Below are 25,286 nucleotides of genomic sequence, written 5' to 3'. Positions count from 1 at the left end.
GTGACCGCCCGGGTGCCGCGCCGGCCCCGCCGCAGGGGCCGCCGGACGTGACCGCCGGGGTGCCCCGTCGTCGGGCGCCGGGAACGGGATCGGGCCCCCACCGTCCGGCGGGGGCCCGATCGTGCGGGGGTCAGCGGTGGAAGCGCAGGTAGTCGAAGTGCGCGGTGACCGCCGGGTCGGCGCCGCCGTGCGCGACCAGCCCGATCCGGGGGGTGGTGTCGGCCGGGAAGGTCCATACCCCGCCCCACGTCCAGTTCCGCCCGTCCCGGCTGGAGCCGGCCCGGAACTCGTGCTCGCCGGTGGCCGGGTCGACCCGGTGCGCCAGCCGCAGCCAGGTGGTGGTCGCCGGGGTGCCGACGATGTTGCCGCCGTAGACCGGCTGGCCGGCGAAGGGCAGCTCGTAGCCGTACTCCACCTGCCTGGTGTTCCAGATCGCGACCTGCGCCAGCCGGGCGAAACGGTCGTCGTCGACGTAGGCGACCAGCCCGGCCTGCTGGTAGTTGCGGACGGTCTCCTCGCCGAGGTCCAGGGTCACCTTCGTCTCCACGACGTAGTCGCCGCCCGGCGCGTCGCGCAGCAGCACGCCGGCGGTGTTGCCGGTGCCGGTCAGGTCGGCGCCCTGCACCGGCCAGCGCAGCGCCCCGCCGGACACGGTGGCCGCCGGGTCCGGTCGGACCCACCGCCACGCCGGGTCCAGCCCGCCGGTGAACTCGTCCGAGAACGCCGGCAGCAGGCGGCCCGCCCGCGGCTCGGCGACGGCGTGGCGCACCGGCCGGTGCAGCCGGGCGACGCTGACGTTGTCGAAGCCGGCGGCCCCGCCGGTCGCGGTGAGCATGAGCCGCCCGGCCACCGGCCGCGCCAGCCGCAGCGACACCACCGCCAACTGGTCGCCGAGCCGGGCCGGGCTCAGCTCGGCCACCAGGTCCCGGCCGCGTACCTCGACGGCGAGGTGGTGCCCGGCCGCGGCGTCGAAGCCGGCGGGCAGCGGCGCGCTCGCGGTGCGCCCGCCGTCGGCGACGACCAGCCGACCGGCGGCGGCGTCCACCCGCACCGAGACCCGGTCGCCGAGCGTGAGCCCGGCCGCCCCGGCGGCGGGAAGCCGCAGGTCGGCCTCCGCCCGCAGGTCCCCGCCCACGGTCGTACGGCTGGTCAGCGCGCCGCTGCCGGTGAGTCGGCCGTCGGCGACCCGCCAGTCCCCGGAGCCGCGTCGCCAGCCGGCCAGCCCGGCGTCGAAGCGCTCGTCCACCCGGCCGGTGGTGACCGGCGCGGGCCGGGGGCCGTCGGAGGGGCCGGCACCGGCGTTCACCGTCGGCCAGCCGTCGATCCAGTCGAGGCGGTCCAGCAGCATTGGCCGCTCGTTGATGCCGAACGGCTCGTCCAGGTACGGGTCGGCGCGGTCGATCGCGTGGTAGACGATCCAGTCCTGGCCGGAGAGGTCGGTGAGAAAGCCGTTGTGGCCGGTGCCGATCCACCGGTTGCCGTTCTGGGCGAGCACCGGCGTGCCGCCGGCCCGGGAGGCGGTCAGCGAGATGCCGTCGCGGTCGACGAACGGCCCGCGCGGGTCGCGGGACCGGCCGACGTGCACGGAGTAGCCGGTGGCCGGGCCGGCGCAGCAGTTGGCCGCGGAGGCGAACAGGTAGTACCAGCCGTCGTGGCGCACCACGTGGCTGCCCTCGAACTTGTTGTCGACGGCGACCAGGGTGGGTGAGCCGACCGCGCGCAGCCCGTCGGCGGAGAGCTCGGTCACCGAGATGCCGCCGTAGTAGCTGCCGTGGTAGAGGTAGTGCCTGCCGTCGACGTCGGTGAACTGGCTCGGGTCGATGGTCCACAGCCAGCCCCCGCCACCGCCGGGGCGGGGCGCGACCACGGGCTCGTCGGCGAAGGTCCACGGGCCGGTCGGGGTGGGCGCGGTGGCCGCCCCGACGGCGAAGTCACCCCCGTCGGGGGACACGGTCGTGTCGGTGACGGTCACGTACATGACCCAGCGGTCGCCGATCCGGCGCACGTCGGGGGCCCAGAAGCCGGCGCCGGAAGCCGCGTACGCGGGGCGTTGGCCGGCGCCGAAGGCGTCTCCGACGTACGTCCAGCCGACCAGGTCGGCCGAGCGGGCGATCGGGACCCCGTGGAACGTCCCCTCGCCCTCGCGCAGCGGGTCGGTGGTGCCGTACGCGTACCAGAAACCGTCCTCACCGCGGACGATCACGGGGTCGGCGAAGGTGTCGGCGAACCCGGCCGAGACGGGGTTGCGGTAGCGGGGCTCGGGTGCGGCGGCGGCCGGCGCGGACGCCGCCGCGGCCAGGACCAGACCGACGACGGCGGCGAGCGCCCCGGCGCGGCGGAGATGTCGCATCAGACCTGCCTCGGGGTGCGGGAGTTCGATCAGGATCGGTGCGTGTCCGTTTGTACAACGTTGGATACAACGTTGTAAAGACTCGACGGACGTTCGGCGGGCGCCGAAGGGTGCCCGTGTCAGCATGGGGCGGTGACCACCGCCACCACGCGGGGCCGGGCCCTTGCCCGGCTCGCCACCCTGCTCGCCGACGACACCCGGGCCACCATCTGCCTGGCCCTGCTCGACGGCCGGGCGTGGACGGCCGGGGAGTTGGCCCGGCTCGCCGGCGTGGCACCCTCCACGGCCAGTGACCACCTCACTCGCCTGGTCCGGGGCGGCCTGCTGGTCGAGGAGCGGCAGGGCAGGCACCGCTACCTCCGGCTCGCCGGTCCCTCGGTCGCCCAACTCGTCGAGGACCTGGCCGGCCACGCCCCCGGTCGGCCGGAGCCGGCCCGCTCGCTGCGCGCCGCCCGCGCCGGCGCCGCCCTGGCGTACGCCCGCACCTGCTACGACCACCTGGCCGGACGCCTCGGGGTGCTGCTGCGCGACCGGCTGCTGGCGTGCGGGCTGCTCGACGACGCCGGCGGGCTGGCGCTGACCCCGGCCGGGCTGGGCTGGCTGGACGGGTTGGGGGTGCCCCTCGACCTGCTGCGGTCCGCGCGCCGCCCCCTCGTGCGCGACTGCCTGGACTGGACCGAGCGCCGCCCGCACCTGGCCGGTGCGCTCGGCGCGGCGCTGTGCGGCCGGTTCCTCGACGCGGGCTGGCTGGTCCGGGGCGGCGACCGGTCGCTCCGGCTGACCCCGGCCGGCGGCCCGGCGCTCGCTGCCGCGTTCGGCCTCGCCCCGGCCGACCTCGCGCCGGACGCGGCGCCGGACACCGGCGGCGGCTGCGCCTGACTGCCGCCATGGGCCCGAAGCGCGAGCCGCGCGACACGCCTGTTCCCGTCGGTCGGTGCGTCACGTGCGGGGTCTGTTCGGACGGCACGTCGAGGCCGGCCCTCGGGAGACCCGGCGGTCTCGCGCCTCTCGCGTCGCATAACTGACGGTGATGATTGGGGATTGTTGCTGACCGTAGTGGTCGACGCTCCAGCCGTATGGGTCCGTCGAACCCCTTTGCTCTGCACCCATCGACGCACCATGCCTCTGAGCTGGCCTTTCCTGGCAACGTGCGCTCTGGGGGTGCACGCCCTTGCTTACATTCCGTAGCTGGTGCGTCCGAGCATGCAAAGCAAAGGGGTCGAGAGCTGCGGCATCCGCCCGGCGCGTCCGGGATCTTGGCACGCAACGGCCGCCCCAGGGGCCCTCCCATACCAAGATCTCCCGCCTCCCCGGGCAGCCCGGGTCGATCATGCAATTGTGGCGTCCCGATAAGGTGCGATCCCGGACACGACGCCCACCACAACTGCATGATCGAAGCCGGCCTGCAGCGCCCCCGACGACGGCCGTGCAACGCCCCCGACGACGGCCGTACGGATCACGAGGGCCACCGCCCGTCGTACGCGGAGCTGATTACGCTGAGTATCTGTCGGCAGTGTCAGCCCAGCGCTCCGACGCGGCGGCCGGTGGCGCGGCCGACGCGCCCTGGTGTCCACCGTGCTCGGCTGGTGCGAAGGCGCGGGTTCCGGTCCGCTCGGCCCGCGGGTCGTGGCGCCGCTCGTGCCCGGTGGCGGACGTTTCGGGGGCGGCCGAAGTATCGCGGCCCTACCGTCGCCCGGTGACCGTCGACGACCTCGTGATCGCGCCCGCGCCCGACACCCCACCGTGCGGACCGCCCACCCGTCACCCCGACACCGGTTGGACGGTGACCCGCCACGCCGACGTGTGGGCGGTGCTCACCGACCCGGCCTGTCAGGTGCCCGTCGCCCCGGGTGGGGCGCCCGGCACGCTGGCCTGGCTGCGCGGCACCGTCAGCCGGTTCAGCGCCCCGCACCGGCACCCGGCCCGCCGGGCCGCCGGGGTCGCCGCGCTGGCCGCGGTCGACCACGACGAACTGCGCGCCGCCGCTGCCCGGCTCACCGGGGAGGTGCTCGACCGTGCCGGCGACCGGCTGGAGGTGATGTCCGGGCTCGCGCGCCACGTACCGCTGCGGGTGCTGGCGGCGCGGCTCGGGCTCGCCGATCCGGTGGCGGCCGTGCCGGCGGTGACCGCCGTGGCGGCGGCCTACCACCCCGGCGCCGACGCGGCGCGGGTCGCCGCGGCCGACCGGGCGGTCTCGGCGCTGCTCGGGATGACGCCGTCGGGCCCGCCCGAGGCGGTGGCGAACCGGATCGGGCTGCTGGTGCAGGCATGCGACGCGACCGCCGGGCTGATCGGCGCCGCGACCGGCCACGGTCTGGCACTGCCCGCGACCGTGTCGACCGGCGACCTGGTCGCCGAGGTGCTCCGGCTCGACCCGCCGGTGCGGGGGACCCGGCGGGTCGCGGTCGCGCCGACACGGCTGGCCGGCCGCGACCTGGCGGCGGGCGAGGAGGTGCTGCTGCGCTTCGACGCCGCCAACCGGGATCCCGCTGCGTACGCCGACCCGGACCGGTTCACGCCCGGCCGGTCCGGCACGCCACTGACCTTCGGCGCGGGACCGCGCGGCTGCCCCGGCGAGCGGCACGCCGTGGCCCTGGCCACGGGGGTGGTGCGGGTGCTGCGCCACCGCTGCCGGACCGTGCCCGCCCCGCTGACCCACGAACCACACGCGCTGCTGCGCGTCCCGACGACGATCGACTTGGAGATCCGATGAACGAGCGCTGCGCCGCCTTCCACGCCCTGCACCACGCCGATCGGCCGCTGCTGCTGCCCAACGCCTGGGACCACGCCAGCGCCGCCGCGTTCGTCGCGCGTGGACATCAGGCGGTCGGCACCACGAGCCTCGGCGTAGCGGCGGCCGCGGGCCTGCCGGACGCGGCGGCGGCCACCCGGACCGAGAACGTCCGGCTGGCCCGGGCCTTGCGCAGGCTCCCGGTGCTGCTCAGCGTCGACGTGGAGGCGGGCTGCGACGACGACCCGGCGGCCGTCGCCGACCTGGCGGCCGAACTGGCCGCCCTGGGCGTCGTCGGGATCAACATCGAGGACGGCCGCGCCGACGGCACCCTCGACCCGACGGAGCTGACGGCGGCCAAGGTGGCCGCCGTCAAGGCCGCGGTGCCGGACCTGTTCGTCAACGCCCGCACCGACACGTGGTGGCTCGGCACCCCCGATCCGCTGCCGCAGGCCCTCGCCCGGGCCCGTACCTATGCGGCCGCCGGCGCGGACGGCATCTTCGTGCCCGCGGCGCCGGACACCGGGACGATCGGCGCGCTCGTCGCCGGCATCGACCTGCCCCTGAATGTGCTGCACCGGCCGGGCGGACCCACCCTCGCCGAACTGGGGGCGCTCGGCGTGGCCCGGGTCAGCACGGGCTCGCTGCTGTTCCGGGCCGCGCTCGGCGCCGCCCTGGACACCCTGGACGCCGTCCGGACCAGCGGCGGGTCGCACCCGGAACCGCCCTCGTACGCCGAGGTGCAGGGGTTGAGCGCGGCGTCCCGACCGTAGCGGTTCGTGCCCGGCCGCACCCCACGGCCATTCCATAGGAGGAGATAAGAGGAATGTTCGGACTCATCCCGTCACGCCTGATTACGGTGTGTGCAGGGCGATGCACAGTGATGCCGTGACGGGAGAGAGGACCCGACCATGCGAGTGCCCAGCCGAAGCCCGGGACAGCAGCCCGGCTCCTCCGTCACACCCGCCGCCCCGGCCCGGCGGCGCGCGTTCTCCACCCCGACGCGGCCCGCCGCCGTGCCGGACCTCGACGCCTACCGGACGGCCGTGGCCGAGCTGCTGGTCGAGGTCGGCGCCCTGGCCGGCGCGTCCTGCACCGCCGCCCGGCAGGTGCTGATCGACGACCGGCTGCGCGAGCCCGCGATCGCCGCCGTGCTCGACGCCACCCCGCAGGGGCTCGTCGGCGCCCGTGAGACGCTGCTGCTGGAGATGGCCCGCTACCAGCCCAACGCGCGCAGCTCCGCCGCCGACCTCACCGCGCTGGTCCGGATCTACCTGCTCTCCCGCGTCGACGTGATGTGGTGGCGCGACACCCCGACCTACCTCACCGACGCCCAGGTGGACGCCAGCCCCGAGCTGGTGGACCTGGAGTGGCTGCGCCGCCGGGACCTGCTGCGCTTCCGCTACACCGAGCAGCCGCGGACGCTGCTCCGCCGCGGGCTGCGGGCGGTACGACGCCAGCTGCGGCCCGACGCCACGCCGCGCACCGCCGGACTGCGGTTCCGGCGGGCCCGCCGCGAGATGGTGGCGCTGCTCAACGACATCGCCCGGCAGTTCGCCGCCAGCACCCCGCCCGCCACGCCGCCGCTGTGGGTGACCAGCCTGGTCCGCAGCGCCGAGCACCAGCACCGGCTGCGCCGACTCGGGTACGCGGCCATGATGCCCAGCGGGCACTGCCTCGGCTGGGCCGTCGACGTCGAGATGGAGTGGTTCGGCCGCTTCGGCGCGCGGGACACCCTGGCCGAGCTGCTGCTGGCCCGGCAGCGGGCCGGCGAGGTCAACGTGGTCGACGAGGGGCAGGCCTGGCACGTGTGCCTCGCGCCGGCGGCGCGGCGGCGGCTGCGCCGGGCGTACGAAGCCGAGATGGGGGTCTGAGCCCATGTGTGGCATCGCGTTGAGCCTCGGCCCCGAGGCCGATCCGACGATCTTCCGGCGGATGCTCGCCACCCTCGCCCCACGCGGCGAGGTCACCGAGACGCGCTACGAGAACGGCCTGCTCACCGGCACCCGCCGGCTGCCGATCGTGGACCGGAGAAGCGCCGTGCAGCCGTGGGCCTCCGCTGACGAACGGTGGCTGCTCTGCTACAACGGCGAGGTCTTCAACCACCCCGAGCTGCGCGCGGAACTGGTCCGGCGGGGACACCGCTTCCGCGGCACCGGCGACACCGAGGTGGTGCTCGCCGCGTTCCTGCAGTGGGGCGAGGGCATGGTGACCCGGCTGCGCGGCGAGTACGCCTTCGCCGTCGTGGAACGGGCCACCGGCCGGGCCTACCTGGTCCGGGACCCGCTCGGCGTCAAGCCGTTGTACTGGGCCCGGACGCCCGGCTGTCTGCACGTCGCCAGCGAGGTCAAGGCGCTGGTCGGGCACCGCGTGCCGATCGTCGAGGTGCCGCCCGGGCACCACGGCTGGGTTGAGCCCGACGGGCCGGTCCGGCTGCGTGCGTACGTTGACCTGCTCACCCTCGGCGACGGGCTGCCGGTGGTGGACGACCCGGACGAGGCCGCCCTGCTCGTCCGTGCCGCCCTCACCGACAGCATCCGGATGCGGGTGGACACCGACCTCACCGTCGGGGTGGTGCTCTCCGGCGGGCTGGACAGCTCGCTGGCCCTGCTGCACGTGCGCGAGATGCACCCCGACTGCGTCGCGGTCACGGTCGGCGTGCCCGACAGCCCCGACGTCGCGTACGCGCGGCGGCTCGCGAAGGACCTGGGGGTGCCGCACGAGGTGGTCGAGCTGCGCCCGCGCGACATCCGGCTGGCCGACATCCGGGAGGCCATCCGGATGTCCGAGCTGACCGAGTACGGCGACATCATCAACGCGGTGGTCACCGTGCCGCTGTTCCGCCGGCTCCGGGAGCTGGGCGTGAAGGTGGTGCTCACCGGCGACGGCTCCGACGAGCTGTTCGGCGGCTACCCGATGTACCACGAGGTCGGCCCCGAGGCGTCCCGCCGGCTCTTCCTGCACAAGATCCGCAACCTCTGCCGTACGGAGTTGCAGCGCGTCGACCGGGCCAGCATGGGGCACGGGGTGGAGGCCCGCGTGCCGTTTCTCGACCTGAGCCTGGTCGAGCTGGCGATGCGGCTGCCGATCGGGCTGAAGATGCGCGACGGGCAGGAGAAGTGGATCGTCCGCCGGGCCTTCGCCGACCTGCTGCCCGACTACGTCCGGCGCCGGCCGAAGAACCCGATGTCGTACTCCTCGGGGCTGCACGAGCGGGCCCGGCTCTACAAGCCGCTCTTCGCCCGGCTGCACCGCTCGTTCGGCTACCACCTGCTCGAACCGGTGCGCCGCGACTTCGACACGGTGCTGACCCGGTGCGGCAACGACCTGGACCGGGCCATCGCCGACGGCCGGGCCCGGCCCGACTACACCGTCCTCGAGCACGCCCGCGACCTGGTGGGCGCGGCGAAGTGGAACGCCGCCCCGATGGTGCGCCGGCTGGTCGGGCCGCGCCGCACGCGCGGCGACGAGGCGCCGCTGCCCGGTTGACCGCGCGCCATGCACCCCGCGCGTCGTCGGCCGGGGCGCGCCACGCGACCGGCGACGCCTCCCGCTCGGCGCGGATCGACCCGGGCGCTCGCGGGTAGTGGTCCGGGCATGGCGGGACTGGACGTGATGGTGGTCGGGCAGGTGGCGCGGGATCTCGTGCTGCGGGTGGACGAGGTGCCGGAGGCCGGCGGGACCGCCCCGGTACGGCGGCGGCGGGAGCTGCTCGGCGGCAAGGGGGCCAACCAGGCCGTCGGGCTGGCGCAGCTCGGCGCCGCCGTCGGTCTGCTCGGAGTGGTTGGCGACGACGAGGTGGGGGAGCGGCTGCTGGCGCTGGCGCGGGCCGACGGCATCGACGTCCAGTGGGTACGGCGCCGGCCCGGCACCCCGACCGGGCTCATCGTCGACGTGGTCGACGCCGACGCGGACTGGCGCTACCTGGAGGACGTCGCCGAGGCCACCCTGCTCACCCCCGACGACGTCGCCGGGGCGGCATCCGCGCTGCGGGCCGCGCGGGCCGTACTGGTGCAGCTCCAGCAGCCGGCGCGGGCCGCCCTGGCCGCGGCCCGGATCGCCCGGGAGGCCGGCCGGCTGGTCGTGCTCGACGGCGCACCGACCGACGCGGCCGACGCCGACGCGCTGCTCGCCCTCGCCGACGTGCTGCGGGCCGACGCGCAGGAGGTGGAGCTGATCACCGGCCACGCGCCGCGCGACGCCGAGGCGGGGCTCGCCGCCGGGCGTGGGCTGCTGCGCCGGGGCCCGTCGCTGCTGGCCGTCGAGGTGGCCGGGAAGGGCAACGCGTTCGTCTGGCCGGACGGCGAGCTGTTCCTGCCGCTGAGCGAGACGCCCACCGTGGACGACACCGGCGCCGGGGACGCCTTCGTCGCCGCGCTGACCCTCGGCGTGCTGCGCGGCGAGCCCCGGGAGCGGGTCGCCCGGCACGCGGTCGCGGCGGCCGGCGCGACTGTCGGCCATCCGGGCGGCCGGCCCGCGCTGACGCCGGAGGCGCTCCGCGCGCAGCTCGACCGGATCCCGGCCCCGTGACGGGTCGTCACCTTTCTCCGGGTGCCGGTGGCGGCGACGGACGGTTTGTCCACCCAGGAGGGTTTTCCGCCACCGGGGCCCGGGTATCCCGGTGGCCTGACCGAGAGGCGGGTGACTGACATGAAGCGCAACCAGTACCACGTCGTACCGAACGACGGCGGTTGGAAGGTCGAGCAGGGCAACCAGGTCGTCGGTACGTTCGACACCAAGCAGCTCGCCGTCGAGGCGGGGCGCCGGGCGGCGCACGGCAACGAGCCGAGCCAGCTCGTCGTGCACACGTCCGACGGCAAGATCGAGACGGAGTACACCTACCAGGACGACCCGTACCCGCCGGCCGGCTGACCGGCGCGTCCACGCTGGACACGAACGGGCCCGACCCCCGCGGGGGTCGGGCCCGTCGGCGCGCTGCGACTACCAGCTCAGGTAGCTGGGCTGGGTCTGCACGTTCAGCTCGCGGTAGCGGACGAGGTTCGCCGTCCAGGTCCGCCAGTCGGTCAGCTTGAGGACGTCGAAGCCCTTGGCCATGTCGTTGGAGTAGATGTAGCCGTTGTAGTAATAAGCCGACCAGGAGCCGCCGCCGACGAGCCGGTCGGTCGAGATCGGGCCCCGCTCCCAGAACGCGATCTCCTGCGGGTTGGCCGAGTCGGTGAAGTCCCAGACGGAGATGCCGCCCTGGTACCACGCCTGGACCATGATGTCGCGCCCGAGCACCGGGATCAGCGAGCCGTTGTGCGCCACGCAGTTCTCGGTGTCGGCGTTCATCCGGGGGATCTTGTAGTAGCTGCGGAAGACCATCGTCCGGGCGTCGCCGCGACCCGTGATGTCGTAGATGGCGTTGGCGCCCCGCTCCGGTCCGACGGCCTCGTTGCAGGTGGCCGCGCTGCCGCCGCCCAGCTCGTCGGTGAAGACCACCTTGGTGCCGGCGTTGTTGAACGTGGCCGAGTGCCAGAACGCGAAGTTGACGGTGTCCCGGACCCGGTTGATCAGTCGGGGGGCCTCCCGGTCCGAGATGTCCATCAGCACGCCGTCGCCCATGCACGCGCCCGCGGCGAGGTTCTTCTCCGGGTACGCCGTGATGTCGTGGCAGCCGGTGGTCGCCGAACCGCCGGGCCGGCCCTCGTAGCCGCCGTCCGGGAAGAGGTTCGGGGTGGCCACCACCGCCGCGTCCGTGGGCGACTGCACCGGCACCTTCACGATGGAGACGGAGTCGTGCGGGGGCTGGCAGTCGGGGAACTCCGCCCGGGGGCTGTACGAGGAGACGTACAGGTAGACGGCCTTGCGGTCCTTGCCCGGCACCAGGGTGTGGGTGTGCGACCCGCAGGCCGTCTCCACCGCCTTGACGTAGCGGGGGTGGGCCTTGTCGCTGATGTCGAAGACCTTGATGCCCTCCCAGGACGCCTTCTCCGTCGCCGGCGCGCTGGTGCTGTTGCAGGAGTCGTCGCTGCGGGAGGAGTCGGTGGAGAGGAACAGCAGGTCACCGTGGACGGAGATGTCGTTCTGCGATCCGGGGCAGTACACCTGCGACACCACCGTCGGCGCGGTCGGCCGGGAGATGTCGTAGATGACGAAGCCGTTGTAGTTGCCGGCGAAGGCGTAGCGGCCCTGGAAGGCGAGGTCGCTGTTGGTGGCGTCCAGCGGCGCCTGCTTCGGCAGGTTGGCGATCTGCCGGAGGTTGGGGCTGCTGACGATCTCGTCGACGCCCGGGATGGCGTTGGCGGTGTCCGCCGTGCCCGAGGGGGCGGACCGCGCCGGCACGCCGGCACTTCCCGGCGTGGCGGTGGCGACGCTGGCGAGGAGTAGACCGGCCGCGGCCAGGCTCACGGTGGTGAGCCGCCTGGCCCGCAAGGTGCGGAAACTGGTCATCGGCGACGTCCTTCGCAAGGGGATGACGATGGTGCACACCTTACAGTCCAAAGAGTTCCATCGATGTGATGTAAGTCACGTCGGAGCCCTTTCATCGATGGATAGCATCGCCATGACCTCTACCGGGGGGAGTGGCCCATGACCAACCCGCGCGCGCGGATCCTCGCCGTCGTCACAGCCGCCTGTCTGCTGGCGGTGGCGGTCGTCGTCCTGTCCCGTTCCGCCGGCCCGGCGGTGCCGGCGGGACAGGTCGCCGCCCCGACGTCCGCCCCGGCCGGTCCGAGCCGACCCGCGGTGATCGTTCCCGGTCGGCCCGGCGAGACCGCCGCGGTCCGGCCCGCCGAGGAACTGCGCGACGCCACCGCGGCCCGGCACAACTCGATGGACGTCTGGTTCGTCCGGATGATGATCCCGCACCACGCCCAGGCGCTGGCGATGGCGGAGTTGGCCGGTGACCGCGCCGGCAACCCGGCCCTGCGCGCCCTCGCCGAGCGGATCCGGGCCAGCCAGGGCCCCGAGATCGGCCTGATGCGGGGCTGGTTGCAGGCGCGCGGGCTCTCCACCGAGGTGGCCGGGCACGACCACGAGGGCATGCGGGGCATGCAGACGCCCGAGGCCATCCGGCAGCTCGCGGCGGCGCGGGGCGCCGAGTTCGACCGGCTCTTCGTGCGGATGATGACGGAGCACCACCAGGGCGCGGTCCAGATGGCCACGGACCTGCTCAAGGTCGGCGCCGACCTCACCCTCTCGGAGTTCGCCAACTCCGTCGCCACCGAGCAGACCGTCGAGATCGACCGGATGCGCGAGCTGCTGGCCTGACCCGGGCGGGCGGCCCGGCCCCGGGCTCGGGGCGGAGTGACCCCCTGACCTGCGCCACGTACGCTGGGTGACCGTGAACCGCGCGATCCTCGGCCGTCCCCTGCGCGGCGTCGCCTTCGACGCCTTCGTCTCCGCCACGGTGGCGCTCCTCGGCCTCGCCGGCATGGCGAACCAGCCCGGCGGTGGGAGGGCCACCCTCGTCGGGGCCGCGATGGCGGTGGCGCTGCTGTTCCGCCGGGTCCACCCGTCGGCGGTCGCCGCCGTGGTGGCCGCGCTCGCGATGGTGCAGGTGGTCGCCGGGTGGGGGCCGCTGCCCTTCGACGTCGCGGTGCTGATCGCCCTCTACAGCGTCATCAAGTACGCCCACCGGCTCCGCGACGGGGTCCTCGCCGGGATCGGCGCCGCCGTCGGGGTGGTGCTCGCCGGCCTCCAGACCCCGGGAGCCATCGCCTGGTGGGCGGCGGCCATCTACTACGGGCTGGTCACCGGGGCGGTCTGGCTGGTCGGGCTGAACGTGCGCACCCGCCGGCTCTACGTGCTCAGCCTGGAGGAGCGGGCCGCCACCCTGGAGCGGGAACGCGAGGCCGAGGCGCGCGCCGCGGTCGCGGAGGAACGCACCCGCATCGCCCGTGAACTGCACGACGTGGTGGCGCACAGCATGGCGGTGATGATCGTGCAGGCCGACGGGGCGCGGTTCACGCTCGACCGGGACCCGGAGACCGCCCGACAGGCGGTGAAGGTGGTCGCCGACACCGGCCGGCAGGCGCTGGAGGAGATGCGCCGGCTGGTCGGCGTACTGCGGGAGCCCGCCGCGCCGGACGCGCAGGCCGGGCCCGGCGCGGCGGGTGCGCCCGGCGACGCCGGGGCGACCGCCGACCCGGCGCACCGCCGGTTGGCGCTGGCGGAGCTGCCCGCCCTGCTCGACCGGTTCCGCGCCGCCGGCCTCCGGGCCCGGCACGCGGTCACCGGGGCGCCGGCGCCGATGCCGCCCGGGCTGGAACTGACCGTCTACCGGGTGGTGCAGGAGGGGCTGACCAACGCCCTGAAGCACGCCGGGGTCGGCGCCGACGTCGAGGTCACCGTCGCGCACGCCGGCGACGCCGTGCTGGTCCGGGTGGTCGACGACGGGCGCGGCCGGCCGCCGGTCAGTCCCGCGCCGTCCGGCGGGCACGGCCTGGTGGGCATGCGCGAGCGGGTCGGCGTGTACGACGGCAGCCTCACCGCCGGCCCTCGGCTCGCCGGGGGCTGGCAGGTCGAGGCGCGGCTACCGCTACCGTCGACGTCCCCGACGACGGAGGTGACGGCGGCATGACGGTCCGCGTGGTGATCGTGGACGACCAGGCCCTGGTCCGTGCCGGCTTCCGGATGGTGCTGGGCTCCCAGCCGGACCTGGAGGTCGTCGGCGAGGCGGTCGACGGGGCCGACGCCCTGCGGCTGCTGGCCCGCGTCGAGGCCGACGTCGTGGTGATGGACGTCCGGATGCCGACCATGGACGGGGTGGAGGCGACCCGCCGGATCTGCCGGGACCGTCCCGCCGGACCGCCCCGGGTGCTGGTGCTCACCACCTTCGACACCGAGGCCGACGCCTTCGCCGCGCTCCAGGCGGGCGCCAGCGGCTTCCTGCTCAAGAACGTCCCGCCGGAGGAGCTGCTGGCCGCCATCCGGGTCGTCGCCCGGGGCGACTCGGTGGTCGCCCCGCCCATCACCCGGCGGCTGCTCGACCGGTTCGCCGGCCGGCTCGGCCCCGGGCCCGCCGAGGACCCCCGGATCGGCCAGCTCACCGAGCGCGAGCGGGAGATCCTCCTGCTGGTGGCGCAGGGGCTCTCCAACGCGGAGATCGCCGCCCGGGTGCACGTCGCCGAGGCCACCGTGAAGACGCACGTCGGGCGGATCCTCGCCAAGCTCCAGCTCCGCGACCGGGTGCAGGCCGTGGTGCTGGCCTACGAGACGGGGCTGGTCACCCCCGGCGGCTGAGCCGGTCTACGACCCAGGTCGTACGGGCCCACCCCGACAGGGGCGCCCGAGGTCGCAGCGGGATCACCACGCGCGGGTGGACGCGGCCGGACCGGCGGCGCCCATAGCGTCGGAGACGTCCCAGCCACGATCTCCACGGGGAGCTCCACGTGTCCGTCGCACCTCCCGCGCACGCCACCGCCGGCGTGGCGGTCACCGCCCGCGGCCTGTCCAAGCGGTACGGCGCCGGCCCGGCCGCCGTCGTCGCCCTCGACGGGGTCGACGTCGACTTCGCCGCCGGCCGGTTCACCGCCATCATGGGCCCCTCCGGCTCCGGCAAGTCCACCCTCATGCACTGCCTCGCCGGCCTGGACCGGCCCACCTCCGGCAGCGTGCGCATCGGCGACGCCGACCTCGCCGGCCTCGACGACAAGCGGCTCACCCTGCTGCGCCGCGACCGGGTCGGCTTCGTGTTCCAGAAGTTCAACCTGCTGCCGGCGCTGACCGCCGAGGAGAACATCGTGCTGCCCCTGGCGATCGCCGGCCGGCGGCCGGAGCGGGCCTGGCTGCGCCAGGTCGTGGCGGCGGTGGGGCTCGCCGACCGGCTGCGCCACCGTCCCGCCGAGCTCTCCGGCGGCCAGCAGCAGCGGGTGGCGGTCGCCCGCGCCCTGATCACCAAGCCGTGGGTGATCTTCGCCGACGAGCCGACCGGCAACCTGGACTCGCGCTCCGGCGCCGAGGTGCTGCGCCTGCTCCGCGAGGCCGTCGACACCCTCGGCCAGACGGTGATCATGGTGACCCACGACCCGTCGGCCGCCGGGCACGCCGACCGGGTGGTCTTCCTCGCCGACGGCCGGCCGGTACGCGACCTCACCGCGCCGACCGCCGAGCGCGTGCTCGACGCGCTCGCCGGCCTCGACGCGGCGCGCGTACCGGCCGCCGGCCGCGAGGCGGTGACCCGGTGATCAGGACGACGTTGCGCCAGCTCCGCGCCGAGGCGCTGCGCCTGATGCTCTCCTCGCTGGCCATCGTGCTCGGCGTCGCGTTCATCGCCGGCACGCTGATCTTCGTCGACGGGATGCGCACCGGCGCGTACGAGCGGGCCGGGGCGTTCGACCGGCACACCGACCTCGCCGTCCACTCCACCACCGACGACCCGTTGCCGGCCGCGCTGGTCGAGAAGGTGCGCTCCCTCGACGGGGTCGCCGCCGCCGAGGGCGAGCTGCTCGGCTCCGGCGGCATCGTCGGCGCCGACGGCCGCCCCGTGCTCGGCTACGCCGTCCTCGCCGCCATCCCCGTCGACGAGGCGCTGCGCTCGTACGACGTGGTGGCCGGCCGGCTGCCCGACCGCCCCGGCGAGGTGGTGCTGGACGCCGCGACCGCCGACGAGGAGGGCTTCGCCCTCGGCGCGCCCGTACGCGTCGGCGGTGGCGGGGGAGCGGCCCGCCCGTACACGCTGGTCGGGACGGTCGACGTGGCGGGCACCGCCCGCGACGTCGGCGGTCCGTTCATCGGCCTGGTCGGCGCGGACGCCCTCGCGGTGACCGGCCAACGCGGCTACGACCGGATCATGGTGGCTGCCCGGCCGGGCACGACCGACGGGGCGCTGGCCGGACGGGCCGCCGAGGCCGTCGGCGCCGGCGCGACCGTCAAGACCCGGCAGCGGATCCTCGACGACGCCGTGACCGACGCGGTCCGCGACCTCCAGCAGTTCAACATGGCGCTGCTGACCTTCGCCGGGGTCGCGGTCGTGGTCGCCGGGTTCGTCATCGCCAACACCTTCGCGATCGTGCTGGCCCAGCGGACCCGGCGGACCGCGCTGCTGCGGCTGGTCGGCGCGACCCGGGGCCAGCTGTTCCGCGCCGCGCTGCTCGAGGCCGCGCTGGTCGGGCTGGTCGCCTCCGCGGCCGGCGTGCTGATCGGCGTGGCCCTGGCCGGCGGCATGAACCAGGTGATGGCGCGGCTCGACGCGCCAGCGCCCGGCGGGCTCACCGTCACCGGATCGACCGTGCTGGTCAGCCTGCTCCTCGGCACGGCGATCACGATGGGCGCCGCCCTGCTGCCCGCGTGGCGGGGCACCCGGATCGCCCCGGTCGCCGCGCTCACCGACGCGGCGGTCCAGCCCGCCCGGGGTGCCGGCCGGCTAAGGCTGACCGTCGGGGCGCTGGTCTTCGCCGCCGGGATCGCCGCGCTGGTCGGCGCCGCGTACGCCGTCCAGGTGGTGCTCGTGGCCGCCGGTGGCGTGCTCGCCTTCTTCGGCATCGTGCTCTTCGGCCCGGTGCTCGTGCCGGCGCTGGTCCGGGTGCTGGGGTGGCCGGCTCGCCGGCTGTTCGGCGCCACCGCCGGCCTGGCCGTGGCGAACGCCGTACGCAATCCGCGCCGGATCGCCGCGACCGCCACGGCCCTGGTGATCGGGATCGGTCTGGTGTCGGCCTTCGTGGTCGGCGCCCGCAGCACCAAGGACGGCATCGAGCGCAGCGTGGACGCCGAGATCGGGGTCGACTGGCTGGTCACCGGGATCGGCGGGAACCTGCCGGCGCCGCTCGTCGCCGAGTTGCGCGCCCGGCCCGAACTGGCGGTGGTGCACGAGCGGCGTGGCGCCGTCGCCGCCGGCGTGCAGATCCAGGCCGCGCACCCCGCCCTGGTGGCCCGGACGCTGACGGGCGTCGTGGCGGGGGACGTCGACCGGCTGGGACCCGGGTGGGTGCTGGTGCACCGGGAGTTGGCCGAGGCCCGGGGCTGGACGACCGGCTCCACCGTCACCGTGCGCGGCCGGTCGTTGCGGGTGGCCGCGGTCGTCACCGCCGACGGACCCGCACTCGCCGGCAGCCCTGTCCCCGACGGTCACGTGATCGACGTGGTGGACGCCGACTTCGCCGCGCTCTTCCCCGACGAGCGGGGCTTCCTGGCCGAGATCGACCCCGCCGACGGGGTCTCCGCCGATCGGGCCCGGGCCGCCGTCGAGTCGGTGGTCGCCCGGTATCCGACGGCCAACCTGATGGACCAGGGCGCGTACAAGAAGATGCTCACCGCCACGGTCGACATGCTGCTCGCCCTCGTCACCGCGCTGCTGGGCCTGGCCGTGGTGATCGCGCTGGTCGGGGTCGCCAACACGCTGAGCCTGTCGGTGGTGGAGCGGACCCGGGAGAACGCCGTGCTGCGGGCGGTCGGCCTGACCCGGGGGCGGATGCGCGCCATGCTGGCCGTCGAGGCGGTGCTGATGGCGCTGGTCGGCGCGCTGCTCGGGGTCGGCCTCGGCACCGGCGTCAGCGCCGCCGCGATGGCCCTGCTGGCCCGGATCAGCGGCGACTTCGCGGTGGTGCTGCCGGTGGGGCAGCTGGGTCTGATCCTCGGGGTCGCGGTGGTGGCCGCCCTGGTCGCCTCGGTGCTGCCGGCGCGCCGGGCGCTGTCCCGGCCGGTGGTCGAGGCGCTCGGCGACCAGTGACAGCCGCCGGCCGGTCCCGTCGCCCGTCCGGGTGCCGGGACCGGCCAGCGGTGCCGGGTCTACAGGCGTTCCACCACCGGGCCGGCACACCGGTTGCGGGTGTCGAAGACGTACCGGGCGTGCCGGGCAACCAGGTCGTAGTCGAAGTCGTCGTGGTCGGTGACCACCACCACCGCGTCCGCCGCCCGGACCTCCCGCTCCGTCAGCTCCACCACGAGCACGCCGCCCGGGATCTGGTGCGGCTCCGCGTACGGCTCCACCGCCCGGACGTCCGCGCCGAGAGCCTGCAGGCGCCGGGCCACGTCGACGGCGGGGGAGTCCCGCATGTCGCCGGTGTTCTTCTTGTACGCCAGCCCGAGCAGCAGCAGCCGGGCCCCGCTGACGGCGCGACCGGCCCGGTTCAGCCCGTTCATGACCCGTCGGGCCACGTGCTCGGGCATCTCGTGGTTGACGTCGTTGGCCAGCTCGATGAACCGGAACTGCCGCCCGAGACGCCGCTTGACCTGCCAGGACAGGTAGCACGGGTCGATCGGCAGGCAGTGCCCGCCGACCCCCGGGCCGGGCCGGAACGGCATGAAGCCGAACGGCTTGCTCTCCGCCGCCTCGATCGCCTGCCAGACGTCGATGTCGAGGTGGTGGGAGAGCATCGTCAGCTCGTTGATCAGGGCGATGTTCACCTGGCGGAACGTGTTCTCGATCAGCTTGGTCAGCTCCGCCACCCGGGTGGAGTCCACCGGCACGGTCCGTTCCACGAGCCGGCGGTAGAACCCGTCCACCCGGGCGAGCGCGACCGCGTCCATCCCGGAGACCACCTTCGGGGTGTTCTCCAGGCGCCAGGTCGGGTTGCCCGGGTCGATCCGCTCCGGGCTGTAACCCAGGTGGAAGTCGCCCGGGCTGCGCAGCCCGCTGGCCGACTCCAGCAGCGGGCGCAGCAGCTCCTCCGTGGTGCCGGGATAGGTGGTGGACTCCAGGATCACCGTGCAGCCCGGCCGCACGTACGGGCCGATGCCGACGCCGGCCTGCTCCACGAAGCTGAGGTCGGGCGTGCCGTCGCGCAGCGGCGTGGGCACCGTGATCACGCAGATGTCGAAGCCTTCGGCGTCGGTGTACGCCGTGCTCGGCCGGTACCGGCCGCTGCCCAGCGCGCGGCCCAGCCGGTCGGCGGGGATGTCCTCGACGAACGACTCGCCCGACGCGAGCCGCTTGACCCGGTCGGAGTCGACGTCGAGGCCGACCACGTCCAGGCCGGCCTCGACGGCTCGCATGGCCAGCGGCAGGCCGACGTACCCCTGGCCGATGACAACCAACTTCTCAACGCTCACCCGGGCTCCTGAGGCAGAGGGCGGAAAGTGCCTGCTGGGGAGCCTAGATGGATTTCTGTGCCCGTAAGTCCGGTTTGAGGTTATCGGTGCCAGTGGGGTTGCCGCAGCGTCGGCCGGCGCTCAGACCGCCGGCGGATTGGCCGGCTCGACCGGGGTGGTCTGGGTCGGGGTCGGCTCCGTCGGCGGCGTGGTCTGCGTCGGGGCGGTGCTGGTGGTGGGCGTCGCCGCCGGCGGATCGTCGGTCTTGGTGGGATCCGGCGATTCCGGAGCCGCCGACCCGCTCGGCTGGGGCGAGACGGGTGGCGCGGTGGCCGACGGCGAAGGGCTGGCGGTGGAGCCGGTGGGCCGGAACGGCCGACCGGGGTCCACGGGGGCGTCCTCCTGCTTCACGGGCGCCTCGGCGCCGCCGCTCGGCTCCGCGGCCGGGGTGGTCGCCTGTGGAACCTTGACCGCCGGCGCGTCGGCCTCGCGCGACGCGCCGAGCGCCGCGCCGAGGCCGGCCAGCGCCACCAGCACCGCCGTGGCCGCGCCGACCAGGGTGCCCCGTCGCCTCCGGCGGGCGGCGGTCGCGGCGACCGGCACGTCGGTGCGGGTGCCCGGGTCGACGCCGCCCGCCGCCGCGGCGGCGGGCACCATGGCGGTCGGCGCGGAGGGGTCGGACACGGCGGCGCGGGCGGCCTCCGCCATCGCCGCCGCGCTGCTGAACCGGTCGGCCGGATCCTTGGCCAGGGCGCGGGAGACCAGCGCGCGGACCGCCTCCGGAATGTCGTGCGGCAACTCCGGCGGCTCGTCGTCGAGGTGGCGCACGGCGACCTGCAGCGGGTTGTCGCCGGTGAACGGCGGGCTGCCGCTCAGGCAGCAGTACGTCACCGCACCGAGGGCGTAGATGTCGGTCGCGCCGGAGACCGGCCGCCCGGCGGCCTGCTCCGGCGCCATGTAGAGCGCGGTGCCCGGCACGGCGTTCGTGCTGGTGATGCTGGTGATGTTGGTCGACCGGGCGACGCCGAAGTCGACCAGCACGACACTGCCGTCCTCCTGCACCAGCAGGTTGCTCGGCTTGACGTCGCGGTGCACGATCCCGCCGAGGTGCGCGGCATGCAGCGCCTGCGCGACCTGCGCCACGATCGCCATCGTCTCGGCCACGTCGAGACGCCCGACGGCCTCGATCCGCTTGGACAGCGGCTGGCCGGTCACGAACTCCATGACCAGGTAGTCGGCCCGCCCGCCGTCGGGCAGGTCGTCCTCGCCGCTGTCGAAGACCTGGACGATGCCCGGGTGGCGCAGGGCGGCCATGATCCGGGCCTCGGCACGGAAGCGGGCGATGAAGTCGGGGTCGGAGACCAGCGCCGGCAGCAGGACCTTGACCGCGACCTGTCGGCCGAGGACGAGGTCCTTGCCCCGCCAGACGTCGCCCATGCCGCCCGTGGCGACACGCTCGTCCAGGCGGTAGCGACCGCTGAGTACGACCTCCGATGACAACACAGCATTACCGTACCCAGGCCGGCGGGGATCGGCGCGCCGCGTGCCGTCGGGCCGACCCGCGCCACCCGCGCGGCGGGGGCGGCGGGACCGGACCCGCCTCGGATACGCTGTGAGCGTCCGTGGACCGTGTGTGACGACATTCCCCCCATGTCCGCCGTGGGCTGGTCGAATGCGCCGCCGTCCGCGCCCGCCGGCGGCCCGCAGCGTCCCGGGCCGCCGCGCCGTTACGGCGACGGGCCGGCCGAACGGCTAGATAATTCTCACTCTTCTGCCCACCGGGGCGGGCTTGCCTGATCGACTCGGCGCTCCTAGCGTTAGCCCGACTCGGGCCCGCCCCACGGCGTCGCCGCGGCACCTGCGCCACCGGCCGTGCCGCCACGGCAGGAGTCCAGACGTACCGTCCGGGCGACGCGGTCCCGGGCGTGATCAGGTCAGCGGGGGGCTGAGGGTGCGGGATCAGGTCCGTTTGCCGGACCGTGCTTGCCTCGCGCACGCCCACGTGGGCGTGCGCCGCCTGCGCGTGTCCACGGGACGTGAGCGGCGACCACATGGCCGGTGAGCTGAACGAGGCCGTCGTGGCGGCGCAGGCCGGCGACGAGGACGCCTTCCGCTTCCTCTACCGCAGCCTCCAGCCCGGCCTGCTCCGATACCTGACCGCCCTGGTCGGCGCGGACGCCGAGGACGTCGCCTCGGAGACCTGGTTGCAGGTCTCCCGCGACCTGCCCAGCTTCACCGGTGGCGAGTTCCGGGCCTGGACCGTCACCATCGCCCGCAACCGGGCCATGGACCACCTGCGCCGGCAGCGCCGTCGTCCCTCGCTGCCCGTGCCCGTGCAGGCGCTCGCCGAACTGGCCGGCGACGCCGACACGGCCGAACGGGCCGGCGAGACGATCGGCACCGAGGCGGCGCTCGCGCTGATCGCCACCCTGCCGCCCCGCGAGGCCGAGGCCGTCCTGCTGCGCGCCGTCGTCGGACTGGACGCCGAGACCGCCGGGCGGGTACTCGGCCGTCGGGCCGGTGCCGTACGCACCGCCGCCCACCGGGGACTGCGCCGGCTCGCCGTCCTGATGGAACGCTACGACCCGAGCCGGTCGCCGGCCGCCCCCGAGGCCGCCGCGGCGCCCCGACCGCGCACCGGCCGGCGGCAGGCGTCGCACGCCGAACCGGCGGACGGTTGACGTGAGGGGATCCAGGATGTTCTTTCGCCGGACCGAGCGGCCCGCCGACCGCGGCGCGTCCGACCGGCTCCTCGACGCCGCCCGCGCGGATGCCTCCCGTACGCCGGACGCCGAGCCGCTCGCCCGGCTGCTCTCCGCCGCCGCCGCTCCCGCCCGCCCCGGCGAACTGGCCGGGGAGGAGGACGCCCTGGCGGCCTTCCGGGCGGCGCGTGCGGCCGGCCCCGCCGCCGGAGCCGTCCCGTCGCCACGCCGACGCCGGTTCACCGCCGGCGCCATGGCCTGGGGCGCGGGGATCGCGGTCACCGCGACCGCGGGCGCCGCCTTCGCCGCCGTCACGCTGGACCGGGCCGACGAGCCGGCCCCGCCACCCCGCCCCGCCACCCCGACCCCGGCGCCGGCCACCACGGGCCCGCACCGGGACGGATCGACCGGCGACACCGGTGGCCGCCCCACCGGCACCCCACCCCGCCCCTCCGCCGCCCCGACCTCGGGCGCACCCGCCCCCGGCAGCACCGCCGGCGACGCGCCGGGGTCGCCCCGGCCGCACGCCGAACAACTGCGCGGACTCTGCCGGGCGTACCTGGCCAAGAAGCCGGCGCAGCGGGAGAAGGCCCTGGACACCCCCTCGTTCGCGCGCCTGGTGACCGCGGCGGGCGGGCGGGAGCAGGTCGACGGCTTCTGCGGGGAACTGCTGCCCGACGTGGCGGCGACGGAGTCGCCCGACAGGCCCCCGAAGAAGGGGTCGAGCCCGACCCCGACTCCAACCCCGGCCCCGGCCCCGACCGACTGACGCCCCTCGCGGTCGGTCCCGCCCGCTGATTCTCCCGGCCCGTCGTGACGGGCCGGGAGAGCCCGTTTGCGCTGCACGTTCCGGCCGGCCGGGCGGAATTCGTCTGCTAGACAGGAGTGCGTGGGGCCACCGACGCCCGCGCCGATGACGGTGGGTGGCGTTACGGTGACACCGAACGGAAGTCGGCCGGGAAGGGGGCCCATGCCGTGGTGACGTCGCCGGAGCTCGACCGGACCACCGTCCTGCGGGAGTCCGCCGCCGCCGAGGGCCACCTCGCGCGCATCTGCTTCAAGACCGGCCCACCGACCCACACCGGCGTCGAACTCGAATGGACCGTGCACGACGCCGCCGACCCCGCCCGCCCGGTCGACGGCGAGCGGCTCCGGGCGGCCCTGGGGCGACACAGCCCCCGCACCCTCGACCGCGCGAGCCCCGCCGCACCGCTCCCGCACGGTGGCACCGTGACCGTGGAGCCCGGCGGGCAGTTGGAGATCTCCACCGCGCCACGTTCCTCGCTCGCCACCCTGATCCACGCCACCGACGGCGACATCGCCGTGCTGAACGGCCTGCTCGACGCCGCCGGGCTGGTCCTCGGGCGCAGCGGCATAGACCCGCACCGCCCGCCCCGCCCGGTGGTCGAGGGCCCCCGCTACCGCGCCATGCGCCACGTCTTCGACCGGCGCGGCCCGGCCGGTCGGACGATGATGTACAGCACCGCCGGTCTCCAGGTCTGCCTGGACGCCGGGGAGCCGGAACACCTGCCGGAGCGCTGGGCGGCGGTGCACGCGCTCGGGCCGCCCCTGCTGGCCGCGTTCGCCACGGCCGACCGGCACGCCGGGCGCAGCACCGGCTGGGCGTCCGCCCGGATGGCCGCCTGGTACGGCATCGACCCGGCCCGCACCCGTCCGGTGTGGACGCCGGGGACCGACACCGACCCGGTCACGGCCTGGACCAGTTACGTCCTCGCCGCGCCACTGCTCTGCGTGCGCGGCGACGGCCCGGACTGGACGCCGCCGCCGGGCATCACGTTCGCCGACTGGGTCGACGGGGCGCTGCCCCGGCCGCCCACCACCGACGACCTCGACTACCACGTGAGCACCCTCTTCCCGCCGGTGCGGCCCCGGGGCTACCTGGAGCTGCGCTACCTCGACACGCAGCCCGGCCGGGGCTGGGTGCTCCCGCTCGCGGTGCTGGCCGTCCTGCTCGCCGACCCGGGCACGGTCCACGCGGCCCGGGCCGTCGCCGAGCCGGTGGCGCACCGCTGGCACGCCGCCGCCCGCCACGGCCTGCGCGATCCGGCGCTGGCCGCCGCGGCGGCGGATCTGTTCGACCTGGCCCGCGCGGCCCTGCCCCGGCTCGAATTGCCGGCGGCCCTGCACGACGACATCGACCGAGGCGTACGGCGGCGACGCGACGCCGCGGGGAGGAGTCACCGGTGACCGGAACGACCACGCGCCCGGCGGGCCCGGAGCAGTTGCGCAGCCGGATCGCGGCGGAACTCGAACGCACCCGCGCCCGCACCGCACTGCTGACCGAGGCGGTCGACGAGGACGACCTGACGCGGCAGCACTCGCCGCTGATGTCCCCGCTGGTCTGGGACCTCGCCCACGTGGGCAACCAGGAGGAACTCTGGCTGGTCCGGGACGTGGGCGGGCGCGAGCCCGTCCGGCGGGACATCGACGACCTTTACGACGCGTTCAAGCAGCCCCGCCGGGACCGGCCGGCGCTGCCGCTGCTGCCCCCGCAGGAGGCCCGCGCCTACCTGCTCACCGTCCGGGACAAGGTGCTCGACCTGCTGGACCGGGTCGCGTTCACCGAGCGCCCGCTGGTCGCCGACGGGTTCGCCTTCGGCATGATCGTGCAGCACGAGCAGCAGCACGACGAGACGATGCTCGCCACCCACCAGCTGCGCGCCGGCCCGGCGGTGCTGCACGCCCCGCCGCCGCCGGAACCGACGGTCCGGGTCGACGCCGAGGTGCTGGTGCCGGCAGGCGAGTTCACCATGGGCACCGACACCGACCCGTGGGCGCTGGACAACGAGCGACCCGCCCACCGGGTCCACCTGCCGGCGTACGCCATCGACGCCGCGCCGGTGACCAACGGGCGCTACCGCGAGTTCATCGCCGACGGCGGCTACGACGACCCGCGCTGGTGGAGCCCGGCCGGCTGGCGGCACCGCCGGGAGGCGGAGCTGGTCGCGCCGATGCACTGGCGCCGCGACGGCGACGGCTGGGCCTACCGGCGGTTCGGGCGGTGGGCGCCGGTCCGCGACGACGAGCCGGTGGTGCACGTCTGCCACCACGAGGCGCGGGCCTACGCGGCCTGGGCCGGCAAGCGGCTGCCGACCGAGGCGGAGTGGGAGAAGGCGGCCCGCTGGGACCCCGCCACCGGCCGCTCCCGCCGCTACCCCTGGGGTGACGACGACCCCACCGCCGAGCACGCCAACCTGGGCCAGCGGCACCTGTGGCCCGCCCCGGTGGGCGCCTACCCGGCCGGCGCCTCGCCGTTGGGCGTGCACCAGCTCATCGGCGACGTGTGGGAGTGGACCTCCACGCCGTTCCGGGGGCATCCCGGCTTCACCGCGTTCCCCTACCGCGAATACTCGGAGGTCTTCTTCGGCGACGACCACCGGGTGCTGCGCGGCGGGTCGTTCGGCACCGACCGGGCCGCCTGCCGGGGCACCTTCCGCAACTGGGACTTCCCGATCCGGCGGCAGATCTTCAGCGGGTTCCGCTGCGCCCGGGACGCCCGGCCGGAGGAGTCGCAGCCGTGAGAACGGGGCCATCGGACGGCCGGGCCGGACCGGGGACCCTGCCCGGGGGG

At 75.4% G+C, this 25,286-nt stretch carries 20 protein-coding genes; 16 read left to right on the top strand and 4 right to left on the bottom strand.

Annotated elements, in window-relative coordinates; translation table 11 throughout:
• Positions 1-130: 130 nt before the first annotated feature.
• Positions 131-2,350 carry a family 43 glycosylhydrolase gene (locus RM555_RS08355; RefSeq protein ID WP_311411183.1) on the bottom strand — a complete coding sequence of 740 codons (2,220 nt, stop codon included), beginning with the start codon at positions 2,348-2,350 and terminating at the stop codon, positions 131-133.
• A gap of 132 nt (positions 2,351-2,482) precedes the next feature.
• Between RM555_RS08355 and RM555_RS08350 the strand changes: the two genes are divergently transcribed.
• The 7 genes from RM555_RS08350 (at position 2,483) to RM555_RS08320 (ending at position 9,953) form a co-directional block, all read left to right on the top strand.
• Positions 2,483-3,229 (top strand): ArsR/SmtB family transcription factor, encoded by a 747-nt coding sequence (locus RM555_RS08350; RefSeq protein WP_311411182.1) that lies wholly within the window; start codon positions 2,483-2,485, stop codon positions 3,227-3,229.
• Positions 3,230-4,046: 817 nt separating this feature from the next.
• Positions 4,047-5,063: a cytochrome P450 gene (locus RM555_RS08345; protein WP_311411181.1), complete on the top strand. Its 1,017-nt coding sequence runs from the start codon at positions 4,047-4,049 to the stop codon at positions 5,061-5,063.
• Complete coding sequence (locus RM555_RS08340; RefSeq protein WP_311411180.1) at positions 5,060-5,854, top strand: isocitrate lyase/PEP mutase family protein; 795 nt, start codon at positions 5,060-5,062, stop codon at positions 5,852-5,854. The genes RM555_RS08345 and RM555_RS08340 overlap by 4 nt, the downstream gene beginning before the upstream one ends.
• Positions 5,855-5,992: 138 nt before the next feature.
• Positions 5,993-6,955, top strand: coding sequence for a DUF5715 family protein (locus RM555_RS08335; RefSeq protein WP_311411179.1), 963 nt, complete (start codon positions 5,993-5,995; stop codon positions 6,953-6,955).
• Between the two features lie 4 nt (positions 6,956-6,959).
• Positions 6,960-8,570: an asparagine synthetase B family protein gene (locus RM555_RS08330; protein ID WP_311411178.1), complete on the top strand. Its 1,611-nt coding sequence runs from the start codon at positions 6,960-6,962 to the stop codon at positions 8,568-8,570.
• 108 nt (positions 8,571-8,678) lie between these two features.
• Positions 8,679-9,611 carry a PfkB family carbohydrate kinase gene (locus RM555_RS08325; protein WP_311411177.1) on the top strand — a complete coding sequence of 311 codons (933 nt, stop codon included), beginning with the start codon at positions 8,679-8,681 and terminating at the stop codon, positions 9,609-9,611.
• A gap of 120 nt (positions 9,612-9,731) precedes the next feature.
• Positions 9,732-9,953, top strand: a complete 222-nt coding sequence (locus RM555_RS08320) for a DUF2188 domain-containing protein (protein ID WP_225852266.1) — start codon at positions 9,732-9,734, stop codon at positions 9,951-9,953.
• 69 nt (positions 9,954-10,022) lie between these two features.
• Here the strand turns inward: RM555_RS08320 and RM555_RS08315 are convergent, their stop codons facing one another.
• On the bottom strand, positions 10,023-11,474 hold the full coding sequence (locus RM555_RS08315) for an LVIVD repeat-containing protein (protein ID WP_311411176.1): 1,452 nt from the start codon (positions 11,472-11,474) through the stop codon (positions 10,023-10,025).
• A 138-nt stretch (positions 11,475-11,612) separates the two neighbouring features.
• Between RM555_RS08315 and RM555_RS08310 the strand changes: the two genes are divergently transcribed.
• The 5 genes from RM555_RS08310 (at position 11,613) to RM555_RS08290 (ending at position 17,691) form a co-directional block, all read left to right on the top strand.
• Positions 11,613-12,293, top strand: a complete 681-nt coding sequence (locus RM555_RS08310; protein WP_311411175.1) for a DUF305 domain-containing protein — start codon at positions 11,613-11,615, stop codon at positions 12,291-12,293.
• A 67-nt stretch (positions 12,294-12,360) separates the two neighbouring features.
• Positions 12,361-13,605: a sensor histidine kinase gene (locus tag RM555_RS08305; protein ID WP_311411174.1), complete on the top strand. Its 1,245-nt coding sequence runs from the start codon at positions 12,361-12,363 to the stop codon at positions 13,603-13,605.
• A complete protein-coding gene (locus RM555_RS08300; protein ID WP_311411173.1) occupies positions 13,602-14,267 on the top strand; it encodes a response regulator transcription factor in 666 nt (221 codons plus the stop codon). Before RM555_RS08305 ends, RM555_RS08300 begins: the two co-directional genes overlap by 4 nt.
• A gap of 149 nt (positions 14,268-14,416) precedes the next feature.
• The gene (locus tag RM555_RS08295) at positions 14,417-15,211 is read left to right on the top strand and encodes an ABC transporter ATP-binding protein (protein WP_311411172.1); all 795 of its coding nucleotides are present in this window, start codon (positions 14,417-14,419) and stop codon (positions 15,209-15,211) included.
• The gene (locus RM555_RS08290) at positions 15,208-17,691 is read left to right on the top strand and encodes an ABC transporter permease (RefSeq protein ID WP_311411171.1); all 2,484 of its coding nucleotides are present in this window, start codon (positions 15,208-15,210) and stop codon (positions 17,689-17,691) included. The genes RM555_RS08295 and RM555_RS08290 overlap by 4 nt, the downstream gene beginning before the upstream one ends.
• Before the next feature lie 59 nt (positions 17,692-17,750).
• On the opposite strand, the gene RM555_RS08285 is transcribed toward RM555_RS08290, so the two are convergent.
• Together RM555_RS08285 and RM555_RS08280 are read right to left on the bottom strand one after the other, a co-directional pair.
• A complete protein-coding gene (locus tag RM555_RS08285) occupies positions 17,751-19,013 on the bottom strand; it encodes a nucleotide sugar dehydrogenase (protein ID WP_311411170.1) in 1,263 nt (420 codons plus the stop codon).
• Positions 19,014-19,133: 120 nt separating this feature from the next.
• Positions 19,134-20,495: a serine/threonine-protein kinase gene (locus tag RM555_RS08280; protein ID WP_311411169.1), complete on the bottom strand. Its 1,362-nt coding sequence runs from the start codon at positions 20,493-20,495 to the stop codon at positions 19,134-19,136.
• Between the two features lie 548 nt (positions 20,496-21,043).
• Here RM555_RS08280 and RM555_RS08275 point away from each other — a divergent pair.
• The 4 genes from RM555_RS08275 (at position 21,044) to egtB (ending at position 25,236) form a co-directional block, all read left to right on the top strand.
• Positions 21,044-21,673 (top strand): RNA polymerase sigma factor, encoded by a 630-nt coding sequence (locus tag RM555_RS08275; protein WP_132234556.1) that lies wholly within the window; start codon positions 21,044-21,046, stop codon positions 21,671-21,673.
• 16 nt (positions 21,674-21,689) lie between these two features.
• A complete protein-coding gene (locus tag RM555_RS08270) occupies positions 21,690-22,463 on the top strand; it encodes a hypothetical protein (protein ID WP_311411168.1) in 774 nt (257 codons plus the stop codon).
• Between the two features lie 206 nt (positions 22,464-22,669).
• Positions 22,670-23,902: an ergothioneine biosynthesis glutamate--cysteine ligase EgtA gene (egtA, locus tag RM555_RS08265; protein ID WP_311411167.1), complete on the top strand. Its 1,233-nt coding sequence runs from the start codon at positions 22,670-22,672 to the stop codon at positions 23,900-23,902.
• On the top strand, positions 23,899-25,236 hold the full coding sequence (egtB, locus tag RM555_RS08260) for an ergothioneine biosynthesis protein EgtB (RefSeq protein WP_311411166.1): 1,338 nt from the start codon (positions 23,899-23,901) through the stop codon (positions 25,234-25,236). The genes egtA and egtB overlap by 4 nt, the downstream gene beginning before the upstream one ends.
• Positions 25,237-25,286: the final 50 nt, after the last annotated feature.

Origin of the sequence: Micromonospora reichwaldensis (assembly GCF_031845925.1) — a bacterium.
GTDB lineage: Bacteria > Actinomycetota > Actinomycetes > Mycobacteriales > Micromonosporaceae > Micromonospora > Micromonospora reichwaldensis.
This window is presented reverse-complemented; position numbering and strand designations above follow the sequence as displayed.